This window comes from Streptomyces sp. NPDC005070, assembly GCF_053600395.1.
On the sequence record NZ_JBSFZS010000106.1, the window covers coordinates 15,700 to 27,478 of the forward strand.

Annotated in this window: 8 protein-coding genes and 1 pseudogene; 4 read left to right on the top strand and 5 right to left on the bottom strand. The window is 70.3% G+C overall.

Features of this window, described 5'->3' with window-relative positions; genetic code table 11:
* Positions 1-10: 10 nt before the first annotated feature.
* The 4 genes from ACWEBX_RS28780 to ACWEBX_RS28795 are packed head-to-tail and all read right to left on the bottom strand — an operon-like array spanning position 11 to position 3,633.
* On the bottom strand, positions 11-1,063 hold the full coding sequence (locus ACWEBX_RS28780; RefSeq protein WP_451887711.1) for an aliphatic sulfonate ABC transporter substrate-binding protein: 1,053 nt from the start codon (positions 1,061-1,063) through the stop codon (positions 11-13).
* A 55-nt stretch (positions 1,064-1,118) separates the two neighbouring features.
* The gene (locus ACWEBX_RS28785) at positions 1,119-1,850 is read right to left on the bottom strand and encodes an ABC transporter ATP-binding protein (protein ID WP_451887712.1); all 732 of its coding nucleotides are present in this window, start codon (positions 1,848-1,850) and stop codon (positions 1,119-1,121) included.
* Positions 1,847-2,740 carry an ABC transporter permease gene (locus ACWEBX_RS28790; RefSeq protein WP_451887713.1) on the bottom strand — a complete coding sequence of 298 codons (894 nt, stop codon included), beginning with the start codon at positions 2,738-2,740 and terminating at the stop codon, positions 1,847-1,849. The genes ACWEBX_RS28785 and ACWEBX_RS28790 overlap by 4 nt, the downstream gene beginning before the upstream one ends.
* Complete coding sequence (locus ACWEBX_RS28795) at positions 2,737-3,633, bottom strand: TauD/TfdA dioxygenase family protein (protein ID WP_451887714.1); 897 nt, start codon at positions 3,631-3,633, stop codon at positions 2,737-2,739. The genes ACWEBX_RS28790 and ACWEBX_RS28795 overlap by 4 nt, the downstream gene beginning before the upstream one ends.
* A 1,052-nt stretch (positions 3,634-4,685) precedes the next feature.
* Here ACWEBX_RS28795 and ACWEBX_RS28800 point away from each other — a divergent pair.
* From ACWEBX_RS28800 to ppdK, 4 genes are all read left to right on the top strand, one after another.
* Positions 4,686-6,047 carry a bifunctional o-acetylhomoserine/o-acetylserine sulfhydrylase gene (locus ACWEBX_RS28800; protein ID WP_451887715.1) on the top strand — a complete coding sequence of 454 codons (1,362 nt, stop codon included), beginning with the start codon at positions 4,686-4,688 and terminating at the stop codon, positions 6,045-6,047.
* Complete coding sequence (gene metX / locus ACWEBX_RS28805) at positions 6,044-7,216, top strand: homoserine O-acetyltransferase MetX (protein ID WP_451887718.1); 1,173 nt, start codon at positions 6,044-6,046, stop codon at positions 7,214-7,216. The genes ACWEBX_RS28800 and metX overlap by 4 nt, the downstream gene beginning before the upstream one ends.
* A gap of 197 nt (positions 7,217-7,413) precedes the next feature.
* The gene (locus tag ACWEBX_RS28810) at positions 7,414-8,403 is read left to right on the top strand and encodes an Acg family FMN-binding oxidoreductase (protein WP_451887716.1); all 990 of its coding nucleotides are present in this window, start codon (positions 7,414-7,416) and stop codon (positions 8,401-8,403) included.
* A gap of 293 nt (positions 8,404-8,696) precedes the next feature.
* The gene (gene ppdK / locus ACWEBX_RS28815) at positions 8,697-11,399 is read left to right on the top strand and encodes a pyruvate, phosphate dikinase (RefSeq protein ID WP_451887717.1); all 2,703 of its coding nucleotides are present in this window, start codon (positions 8,697-8,699) and stop codon (positions 11,397-11,399) included.
* Between the two features lie 44 nt (positions 11,400-11,443).
* On the opposite strand, the pseudogene ACWEBX_RS28820 reads toward ppdK, so the two are convergent.
* Positions 11,444-11,779, bottom strand: a pseudogene (locus ACWEBX_RS28820) (alcohol dehydrogenase); the annotation flags it as partial.

The following is an 11,779-nucleotide window of genomic DNA, read 5'->3' on the forward strand; positions in this document are numbered from 1 at the left end:
GATGGCGGGGTCAGTCGAAGGTGAGCTTGGAGCTGTCGTAGCCGGCCGGGAGGAGGTTGTCGGTGATGGAGTTCAGGTCGACCTTCTTGGTGATCTGGCCTGCTTCCAGGAAGGCGTCCGCGAGCTTCTGTTCCAGCTCGATGTCCGACTTCTCGACCGGGGTCACCCTGTTGGAGTAGGCGGCCAGGGAGGCCTTGGCGTCGGCCAGCGGGATGCCCTGCTCCTGCGAGAGCGCCTGAGCGTATTTCTCCGGGTGCTTGATGGCCCAGGCGTACTCCCGGGAGAGCCTCTTCAGGGCGTCCGTGAGGGCCGCGCGCCTGGTCCTGTCCTTCAGCGACGTGTCACTCGCGACGTAGTAGCTGCTCGTCTGGTCGATCGGCGGGAGGCCCTTGACCAGGATTCGCGCGCCGTTCTTGACCGCGATCGCCGACTGCGGGTTCCAGATCGACCAGGCGTCGACCTTGCCGGTGTTGAACGCCGTGGCGCCCGCCGCCGGGTCGAGGAAGACGAGTTTCGCGTCCTTGGGGCCGAGGCCGACGCTCTTCAGTGCGTTCAGGGCCAGTCCGTGGGCGGAACTGCCCTGCGGGACGGCGATCCGCTTGCCCTTGAGGTCGGCGGCGGTCCTCAGCTTCGAACCCTTGGGCACGATGATGTTCTCCACCGCCTGGTCGGGCGTGAGCGAGCGGTTCACGGCGACGATCTTGAAGCCGTACTCCTTCGCCGCGCCCGTGATCGGGGGTACGTCGCCGACGCTGCCCAGGTCTATGTCTCCCGAGGCCGCGGCTTGCACGAGTGGTGGGCCGTAGGTGAAGCGGGCGAACTTCACCTTGTAGGGCGCGTCGTCGAAGACGCCGGTCAGTTTCGCCAGGGCCTGGCTGCCGTCACCGCCGTTGTCCCCCATCGTGAAGGTGTACTTGCTCCACTCCGGGTGCTTCTCGCCGCTCGCGTTGCCGGCGTTGCTCAGCGGCGCGGTGGTGTCGGAGGACGATCCGCAGGCGACGAGGGTGCTCGCGAGGGCGAGCGGAGCGACGGCGGCGACGAGTCGGGTGGTTGTCTTGCGCATGGGATGTCCTGTGCTTTCTTTGCTGGGTATGGGTGTTGGGGGGGGATCGTTGGGGTCAGTGCTGCCCGGCGAGGCCGAGGTCCTCCAGGAGCCGGGCCCGGAGTTCTTCGCGCGCGACACTCGCCTCGCGGTCCTCGGCGGAGAGGTCGACCTCGTGCGAGGTGCCTATGCGGCCGTCGCTCATGACGAGGATGCGGTCCGCCAGAGCGATCGCCTCGTCGATGTCGTGGGTGACGAGCAGCATGGCGGCTTGGTGCTTCGTGCGCAGTGCGCGCACGAGGTCGTGCATGCGCAGCCGTGTGATGGCGTCGAGCGCCGCGAACGGCTCGTCGAGCAGGACGAGTTCGGGCTCCGAGACCAATGCCCTTGCCAGGGAGACCCGTTGGGCCTCGCCGCCGGAGAGCTCCTTGGGCCATGCCTTCTCGCGGCCCGCGAGACCGACCTCGGCGAGTACGTCGCGGGCCCGCTGGTCCGCCTCGGGTCCGTGCAGGCCGAGCGTGACGTTGCGCAGGACCCGCTGCCACGGCAGCAGCCGGTCCGCCTGGAAGACGATCGCCCGCTTCGCCGGGACCTCCACGCGCCCTCCGTCGGGACGGTCCAGTCCGGCGAGCAGCCGCAGGAGGGTGCTCTTGCCGCAGCCCGAGGGGCCGAGCAGGATCACCAACTCCTCGTCGGCGATGGTGAGGTCGAGGTGGTCGAGCACCACCCGGTCACCGAACTGCCGGACGATTCGCTCGACGACGACACCGGTCTGCCGGCGGAGATCGGTCGCGACGGTGCTGCTCATGACGCCTCATAACTCGGGCGCCACCGCAGCAGCACCCGCTCGAGAGCCCGGACGAACTGGTCGGCGAGCAGGCCGAGGAGTGAATAGATCACCAGCCCCACGAAGACCTGGTTGGTCTGGAGATAGGTCTGTCCCTGGGTGATGAGGAAGCCGAGTCCCTTGTCGGCGTTGACGGTCTCCGCGGCGACGAGGCCGAGGACGCTGTACGCGAGGGAGAAGCGGAGGCCGACCAGGAAACCCGGCAGCGATCCGGGCACCAGTACCCGCGTCACCAGGCGCCAGGTGCCCGCTCCGGTCGTGCGTGCCATCTCGATGAGCCGCTGGTCGACTCCGCGGATCGCGGCGAACAGGTTGAGGTACATCGGCACGCCGGCGCCGAAGGAGATCAGCAGTACCTTCGTGAGTTCGTCGATGCCGAACCACACGATCATCAGCGGCAGCACCGCGAGCAGGGGGATCGTGTTGAGGACCTGTACGACGCCGTTGAACAGGTACTCACCGCTGCGCAGCAGTCCGCCGAGGACTCCCGTGACGATGCCCACCGTCAGACCGAGGGCGAGACCGATGCCGGCCCGCTGCAGTGAGATGGCCAGGTCCGGCCCGAGTACGCCCTGTTGCCACAGATCGACGGCGGACCGCACGATCAAGGTCGGCGCCGGGGCGTACGTCTTCGTCACCACGCCGGCCCGGGCGAGCACCTCCCAGAGGACGAGGATCGCGACCGGCGTCGTATAGATGCCCAGCGGCCAGCGCAGCCGGTCACGGAGTGCCGCGAGTGACGACCGGCGGCGCGCGTCACGTGGCAGGAACACCTCGCGTTCCCGCACGTTGCCGGTCGCGGCGGCCGGGCCCTTGAGAACGGCCCGCGCCGGGATGCGGACCTCGGTCATGCCGCCACCGCCAGAACACCGGTGTAGTGCGAGGCGTCACCGACGAGCTGCTCGCTGAGGCGTCCGTCGACGCCGACCGGTATCTCTCCCGCGACGGTCACCCGGTTCAGGAGCCGCGGGTGGTCGTCGTAGTTGTCGACCGCGTAGTGCTGGGTGATCCGGTTGTCGAAGACGATCAGTTGGCCGGGAGACCAGGTCCAGCGCAGGATGTTCTCCGGACGCGTCACGTACGACTGGAAGACGCGCAGCAGATCCGCCGAGTCGCCGTTCGGCAGACCGACGATCCGCTTGGCGAACCCGCCGATGAACAGGCCCCGTTCGCCGGTCAGCGGATGGACGCGTACGACCGGGTGCTCGGCCTCGTACGGCGTCGAGACGAAGATCCGGTCGTACTCCTGCTGCTGTGCCGTGGCGGCCGCGGGGCGCGCGTAGTCGTACTGGTTGGTGTGCACGACGCGCAGCGAGTCCGCGAGGGCGCGCAGCGGTCGGGGCAGATCGCGGTAGGCAGCGGCGGCGTTGGCGATGAGTGTCTCACCGCCGTAAGGCGTGGTCACCAGGGACCTCAGTGTGGTGACCTGCGGTGGGTTGACCACGAAGGTGACGTCGGTGTGCCACTCGTTGGCCTTGGAGGTCTCGCTGTCGACGGCGAGCACGTGGGTGGTGCCGTCCGCGGCCGCCACGTTCGGGTGGGCGGTGGTGAGTTCGCCGAACCAGCCGGCCACGCGCTCCTGGCCGGAGTTGTCGAGGCCGGCGCGGTCGAAGACGAGTGCCTTGTGCTCGTTGAGGGCGTCACGGAGTGCCGTCAGCGTGGAGTCGGTCGGTGGCGCCGTGAGGTCGACGCCCTCGACCACCGCGCCGATACGGCCGGTGAGTTTACGGATGGACACGGGCATGAGGTGGTCCTTCTCGGGGAGGTGGACACGCCACCGGGTGCTGGGGATGGAAAGCGGCAGCGACGGATCGCCTCCCGGACCGAACGGCCGGAGACGGGGCAGGTGTCGCGGTCACGACGCGGGGGCCGAGGCCTGCGATCACGCGGGAAGCGCAACCGGGCAGGCCGAGCCGCTTGATGGGCTGGTGTCGGCTCGCCGGACCCGGGGCGAGCCCCGTCACCGACCGCGGTCGGGTCGGTGGCTCACCCGTGCTTCAACGACTGGGACGACCGTGCCGGCCCGCTCGTACGCCTCCCCGCCCACACTGCGGACAGTTCAGCCCGCAGCAGGGAAGGGGAGGCACGACGTGAGGTCGTGGAAACAGTCGCTCAGACGTCGGATGCGACGATCCCGCGCAACGGCGGCGCGGCACGGGCGGTTCGGTACCGCCTCTGTCAGACGCGCACCGTCGGTGCGTACCGACGGCTGCCGGGGACGATCAGCCGGGTCAGCGACAACAGAACGAACTGGCGATGTGCGCCAGATCGATGTGGCGCCGCCGGGTGAGGTCCACGCGCGGGTTCATGAGACGGGAGTTCAGCAGACGGCCACCACGGTGGTCAAGAAATTCAGAGGGGGTCTTGCATGGCGGACACGGAGGGTCTCTCCGGTTGTCACGATGCGAGGCGAAGTCGCCATGCGCATCGGGGACGCGGCGGCAGCGGCAGGCCTGAGCCTCCGTACACCCGGAGACAGCGCGGCCGGCACGCCCTCCAACGCATGAAACCCCACCGTCTGGCTGGTTCCTGACGCTCCCGTGTGGTTATCTGGGCTCATGACCGTGCTCGTGACCCGCCGCCACGTCGATTACGTGCGTGTCACCACCACCGGTTGTCGCGCCGCGAGCTGACATCGCGCTCAGGCCTCTGACCAGCATCTTTTCCTTCACCCAGCGCTGACCGCTGCCACCGTACCGGCATTGGTCCGAAGCGCCATGGGTCCCTCACGCCTCCGCACAGCCGGGGGCTCCCTCACGTCTTCCCGTTCCCACCCTCCGTACAGGGAGCAGCATCATGAGCCAGCCCATCGACTCCGTCACCGCCGGCCACACCCCCGAAGACGCACCCGCCGGACCTGACACCTCGGCATGGTCCTTCGAGACCAAGCAGATCCATGCCGGAGCCGCGCCCGACCCGACGACCGGCGCCCGGGCGACACCGATCTACCAGACGACGTCGTTCGTGTTCCGGGACACCCAGCACGCGGCCGACCTGTTCTCGCTGGCCGAACCCGGCAACATCTACACCCGCATCCACAACCCCACCCAGGACGTCTTCGAGCAGCGGATCGCCGCGCTGGAGGGTGGTGTCGCGGCGGTCGCGCTGTCCTCCGGGCAGGCGGCGGAGACGCTGGCCATCCTGACGCTCGCGAGTGCGGGCGACCACATCGTCTCCAGTACCTCGCTGTACGGCGGTACGTACAACCTCTTCCGCCACACCCTCCCCAAGCTCGGCATCGACGTCTCCTTCGTCGACGACCCCGACGACGCCGAGGCGTGGCGGGCCGCGATCCGGCCGAACACCAAGGCCCTGTTCGCCGAGACGCTCGGCAACCCGCGCGGCAACGTGCTGGACGTACGGGCCGTCGCGGACGTCGCCCACGCCGCGGGCGTGCCGCTGATCGTGGACAACACGGTCCCGACTCCCTATCTGCTGCGGCCACTTGAGCACGGCGCGGACATCGTCCTGCACTCGGCCACCAAGTTCCTGGGCGGGCACGGCACCACCATCGCGGGTGTGGTCGTCGACGGCGGCACCTTCGACTTCGGCGCGCACGCGGACCGGTTCCCGGACTTCACCGAGCCGGATCCGAGCTACCACGGCCTGCGGTACTGGCCGGCTCTCGGCCCGGGCGCCTTCGCCGTCAAGCTTCGGGTGCAGTTGCTGCGCGATCTCGGCCCGGCGCTCTCCCCGCACTCCTCCTTCCTGTTGCTGCAGGGTGTGGAGACGCTGAGCCTGCGCATCGAGCGGCACTCGGCGAACGCCCAGGCACTCGCCGAGTGGCTGGAGGGGCGCGACGAGGTCGCCGCTGTCCACTACCCGGGACTCGCGTCCAGCAGGTGGTACGAGGCAGGGCAGAGGTATCTGCCGCGCGGTGCCGGCGCGGTGGTCTCCTTCGAGCTGCGGGACGGAGTGGAGGCGGGTAAACGGTTCGTGGACGCGGTCGAGTTGTTCAGCCACCTCGCCAACATCGGCGACGTACGGAGCCTGATCATCCATCCGGCGTCCACCACCCACAGCCAGCTCGACGACGAGCAGCTCGCGGCCACGGGCACCTCACCCGGTCTGGTGCGTCTGTCGGTCGGCATCGAGAACCTCGCCGATCTCAAGGCGGACTTGGAGGCAGGCTTCCGCGCGGCCAAGGAAGCATCCTGAACACCGTGGTGACGACCCCTCAGGAATCCCTCCCGCCGGGCACCGGTGCCTGGCGGGAGGGGGACCCGCCGGGGCGTCGCCAGTGGTACACCCGTGAGAAGCCCCTCGCGCTGGAGGCGGGCGCTGAACTGCCGGGTGTGCGGCTGGCGTTCGAGACGTGGGGACGGCTCGCGCCGGACGCCTCCAACGCCGTTCTCCTGCTGCACGCCCTCACCGGCGACAGTCACGTGGCGGGACCGGCCGGACCCGGGCACCCCGCTCCCGGCTGGTGGGACGGCCTCGTCGGACCGGGACGCGCCCTGGACCCTGACCACTGGTTCGTCGTGGCCCCGAACGTCCTCGGCGGCTGCCAGGGAAGCACCGGGCCGTCCTCGCTCACACCGGACGGACGCCGCTGGGGCGGTGATTTCCCCTTTCTGACACAGCGCGACCAGGTGGCGGCCGAGGCAGGCCTCGCCGACGCACTCGGCATCGACCGCTGGGCCCTGGTGGTCGGCGGTTCGATGGGTGGGATGCGGGCTCTCGAATGGGCCGTGTCGCATCCCGAGCGGACCGGTGCGCTCCTCGTCCTCGCCACGACCGCCGCGGCGAGCGCCGAGCAGATCGCCTGGGCCGACGTCCAACTGCGCGCCATCCGCTCCGACCCGCACTGGCGCGGAGGCCACTACCACGACAACGGCCCCGGCCCGGACACCGGACTCGGGCTGGCCCGGCGGATCGCCCACGTCACCTACCGCAGCGAGCCCGAACTCCGCGTCCGCTTCGGCCGTACGGCGCAGGGCACGGAGGATCCCTGGAACGGGGGCCGGTACCAGGTCGAGTCCTACCTCGGCCATCACGCGGCCAAGCTGGTGAGACGCTTCGACGCGGGCAGCTATGTCGTGCTGTCGGAGGCCATGAACAGCCACGACATCGGCCGGGGCCGCGGCGGCGTGCGCGCGGCCCTGCGCCGGGTGACCGCCCCCACCCTCGTGGCCGCGGTCGACTCGGACCGCCTCTACCCACCGGCGCAGCAGGCGGAGCTGGCGGCCGGTATCTCCACCGCGGACGATCTCCGGAGGATCGAATCCGCTCACGGTCACGACGGCTTCCTCATCGAGGTGGCGCAGGTGGCCGCGCTGGTGGGCGAACTCGTGTCACGAAGACCCGTAGAGCAAGAGAGGACATGACCGATGGGCGTATGAGGGTCGGCCGGGCCCCTCTTTCGGGACCAATGGCCCCTGCCGGATCGACTCCGCGGAAGCCTTCCATGGAATCAGCGGACGGCACTTCTCCGCCCTGGCGTCACCGCAGGCAGGCGCGGGCCGTGTCCACGCCCGCACAGGCCGAGGGGGCGGAACGAGGAGTCGCGCGGAAGGAAAGCACCGTGAACGCAGAACCTCTTGATGCGAACACCGTCAAGGCACTCGTAGCGGAGGCCACCGCCGCGCCCTCGCTGCACAACGCGCAGCCCTGGGCGTTCCGATTGCTGCGGGACACGGGCGTCCTGCGACTGTACGCCGACCTGGAGCGCGCGCTCCCGCACACCGATCCGGAGAACCGAGGCCTGCACATGGGGTGCGGTGCCGCGTTGCTCAACCTGCGCGTGGCCGCCGCGGCGCGCGGGCCGGCTCCGGACGTCCGGATGCTGCCCGATCCCGCCGACGCCAGGCTCCTCGCCGAAGTGCACCTGTTCGGCACGGGACCGCCCGACGGCGAACTCGGCCGGCTGGCCCCTGCGATCCGGCGCCGTCACTCCAGCCGCTTCCCCTTCCGCGACGAGGAGATCCCGGAAGCCACGAGAGAACGGCTGTCCGAGGCGGCCGTTCTCGAAGGCGCGGAACTGTTCTTCCCCGATCCCTGGCATGTGCGGTCGATCCTCGAGCTGGTCCAGGACGCCGAGGCCACTGAGGCACTCACCCCCGGAGTGCACGAGGAAACGGTTCGATGGACGCGTCCGGAGCCGGCGGCTGCCGCCGGGGCGTCGGACGGCATCCCCGGCGGGGCCTTCGGTCCGCTGCAGCGCGGTACGTCGGTCCCCGTACGTGACTTCGCGCTCGGCCGTCCGGTGCCCGGGCGCGGCTGGGCGGTCTTCGAGAAGAACCCGAACATCGCTCTGCTCGGGACGGCCGGTGACAGGCCCCGGGACTGGCTGTGTGCCGGTCAGGCCCTGGAGCAGGTTCTGCTCCAGGCCACCGCGGACGGACTGGTCGCCTCCATCACCTCCCAGCCGACGGAGTGGCCGGACATCCGGTGGGCCGTCCGCGACCCCGTCTCGGCCATGGCGAACGTCCAGATGGTGATCCGGCTCGGCTACGGTCCGGAGGGCGTGGCAAGCCCACGACGGCCGGTGACCGACGTGCTCGACGTCCTCTGACGCACCCGTTGACGTCCTCCGACGTACCCGTTGGAGTCACATGACGTACTCACTGGACTCACAGCGGGTGAGCGGGCAGGGACGGCCCCGAGGGACTCTCCTCCGCTGGAGCGCCGTCGGCCCTCGCCGTACATCCGCCCGCCCCGGTCCTGTGCCACGGTGGTAGTAGCACGCTCACCCAGGTGGGCCGACCGGCCCTGTGAAGGGGCCCGACAGCACCTGCCTCTCCGTCCGAGCCGGTCGGAGGCTGGATACATGCTCCAGCCCGTAACCCGACAGAGGAGACCGGCGACATGGTCCGCTACGTGTACGACTTCGCGGAGGGCGGCCGCGACCAGGCCGACCTGCTGGGCGGCAAGGGAGCCAACCTCGCCGAGATGACCCGGCTGGGGCTACCTGTCCCGCCGGGCTTCACCGTGACCACGGACGCCTGCCGGGCCTTCCTCACCACCGGCAGCGAGCCCTCCGGCCTGATCCGGGAGATCTCCGACCGGCTCACGGTCCTGGAGGAGGCGGCGGGACGTCGGCTGGGGCAGCCGGACGATCCTCTGCTGCTGTCGGTGCGCTCCGGGGCGCGCTTCTCCATGCCCGGCATGATGGAGACGATCCTCGACATCGGCCTCCATCACGAGTCCGTCCTCGGTCTGGCGAAGGTCTCCGGCAACGAGCGCTTCGCCTGGGACTCCTATCGCCGCCTCGTGCAGATGTTCGGCAGCACGGTCATGGGCGTCGACAGCGCTCTCTTCGAAGGCGTCCTGGACGAGCTGAAGCAGGACCGGGGCGCGGCGAGCGACCTCGACCTGACGGCGGCGGACCTGGCCGGGCTCGTCGAGTCGTACCTGAGCCTCGTGCGCCAGGAGACCGGTGAGTACTTCCCGCAGTCACCCGCCGAACAGCTCCGCCAGGCGGTGCTCGCCGTGTTCGCGTCCTGGAACGGCGAGCGCGCCCGGATCTACCGCCGCCGTGAGCACATCCCCGACGACCTGGGAACAGCGGTCAACGTGCAGACCATGGTCTTCGGCAATCTCGGCGCCGACTCCGGCAGCGGCGTCGCCTTCACCCGGGACCCCGCCACGGGACGGCCCGGCCTGTACGGCGACTACCTCGCGAACGCCCAGGGCGAGGACGTCGTGGCGGGCATCCGCAACACCGTCCCGCTGACGGCTCTCGCGGAGCTGGATCCGCTGTCGTACGAACAACTCCGCTCCCACATGCGGACGTTGGAGTCGCACTACCGGGATCTGTGCGACATCGAGTTCACCATCGAGCGCGGCCGGCTGTGGATGCTGCAGACCCGGGTCGGCAAGCGCACCGCGGAGGCCGCGTTCGCCATCGCCACGGAACTGGCCGAGGAGGGCCTGATCACCCCGGACGAGGGGCTGGCCAGGGTCAGCGGGGAAGGTCTCGCCCGGCTGATGTTCCCCCGGTTCGACACCTCGGCCGTCGGCGAGGCCCTGGCCCACGGTCTGCCGGCCTCCCCGGGCGCGGCCGTGGGCGCCGCCGTGTTCGACTCCGCGGAAGCCGTACGGCGGTCCGCGGCCGGCGAGAAGGTCGTCCTGGTCCGTCAGGAGACGACCCCGGACGATCTGCCCGGCATGATCGCCGCGCAGGCGGTGCTGACCAGCCGCGGCGGCAAGACCAGCCACGCGGCCGTCGTCGCCCGCGGCATGGGCACCGTATGCGTGTGCGGCGCCGAGGAGATCACCGTGGACACCACGGCGCGCCGGTTCACGGTGAGGGACGCCGTCGTCGAGGAGGGCACGGTCGTCTCCGTCGACGGTTCGGAAGGTGCCGTCTACCTGGGCGCCGCCCCGCTGGTCGACTCCGCGGTGATGCGGTACTTCGAGACGGGTGAGCGGTCCGACGGGCTGGTCGGGGCCGTCGCCGACGCCATGGAGCGGGCGGACGGCCTGCGGCGCCTCGAGGTCCGGGCGAACGCCGACACTCCCGAGGACGCGGCCCGCGCCCGCCGGTTCGGCGCCCAGGGCATCGGCCTGTGCCGCACCGAGCACATGTTCCTCGGCGAGCGGCGCAAGCTGGTCGAGGCGATGATCCTGGCCCGCGACGAGCGCGAGCGCGAAAGGGCTCTGGCCGCGCTGCTGCCCCTCCAGCGGCAGGACTTCATCGGCATCCTGGAGGCGATGGACGATCTGCCGGTCACCATCCGGCTCATCGACCCGCCTCTGCACGAGTTCCTGCCGGACCACACCGGACTCGCGGTGCGCATCGCCGCCACCGAGGCCCGGGGCGAGCGCCCGGACCCGCACGACACCGATCTGCTCGACGCGGTGAACCGTATGCACGAGGAGAACCCGATGCTCGGGCTGCGCGGCGTGCGGCTGGGACTGGTCGTCCCGGGGCTGGTCGCCATGCAGGTCCGCGCGATCGCCGAGGCGGTCGTGGAGCGTACACGGGCCGGAGGGCAGCCCAGGGCGGAGATCATGGTGCCGCTGGTGGGCGCCGTCGAGGAACTGCGCATCGAGCGCGCCGAAGTGGAGCGCGTGCTGGCCGAGGTCTCCGAGGAGTCCGGCATCCCCGTGCGGCTCCCGGTAGGCACCATGATCGAGCTCCCGCGTGCCGCGCTCACGGCCGGCCGCATCGCCGAGGAGGCGGAGTTCTTCTCCTTCGGCACCAACGACCTCACCCAGACGACCTGGGGCTTCTCGCGCGACGACGTCGAGGCGGCGTTCTTCTCGGCCTACCTCGACAAGGGCATCTTCGCCGCCTCGCCGTTCGAGACCCTCGACCGTGACGGCGTGGGGCGACTGGTCCGCATCGCGGTGGACGAGGGCCGCGCCGCACGCCCCGAGCTGAAGATCGGCGTCTGCGGCGAGCACGGCGGGGACCCCGAGTCCGTGCACTTCTTCCACACGGCGGGGCTGGACTACGTGTCGTGTTCGCCGTTCCGTGTCCCCGTCGCGCGCCTGGAGGCCGGACGTGCGGCGCTCTCTTCGACGCGGACGAGCACTTCGACACGGCCGAGCGACAGCAAGTGAAGCAGGTGGGTTCCGCCACAACCTGCTCAGGCGGCACGGCCCGCTCAGGCCGCGGGAACCGCGAGGTCCTCGTGCGACGGGGCGCCGAGCACCACCTTGAGGGCGCCGGTGTCGACGGCGCGGGTGAAGACGTCGTAGGCCTTCTCCATGTCCTCCAACGGGAAGGTGTGGGTGACCAGTTCCGCGGTGGGCAGGCGGCGTGCGGCGGCCATGCGGAGCAGGGTGGGGGTGGAGCGGGTGTCCACCAGGCCGGTCGTGATGGTCACGTTCTTGATCCACAAGTCTTCCAGGTGGAGCGTCGCGGGCTTGCCGTGGACGCCGATGTTGGCCACATGGCCGCCGGGCCGCACCATGCGGGTGCACAGCTCGAAGCTCTCCGG

Coding starts and splice junctions, on each gene's coding strand:
- ACWEBX_RS28780 (WP_451887711.1), bottom strand. CDS start 1,063: ATGCGCAAGACAACCACCCGACTCGTCGCCGCCGTCGCTCCGCTCGCC.
- ACWEBX_RS28785 (WP_451887712.1), bottom strand. CDS start 1,850: ATGAGCAGCACCGTCGCGACCGATCTCCGCCGGCAGACCGGTGTCGTC.
- ACWEBX_RS28790 (WP_451887713.1), bottom strand. CDS start 2,740: ATGACCGAGGTCCGCATCCCGGCGCGGGCCGTTCTCAAGGGCCCGGCC.
- ACWEBX_RS28795 (WP_451887714.1), bottom strand. CDS start 3,633: ATGCCCGTGTCCATCCGTAAACTCACCGGCCGTATCGGCGCGGTGGTC.
- ACWEBX_RS28800 (WP_451887715.1), top strand. CDS start 4,686: ATGAGCCAGCCCATCGACTCCGTCACCGCCGGCCACACCCCCGAAGAC.
- ppdK (WP_451887717.1), top strand. CDS start 8,697: ATGGTCCGCTACGTGTACGACTTCGCGGAGGGCGGCCGCGACCAGGCC.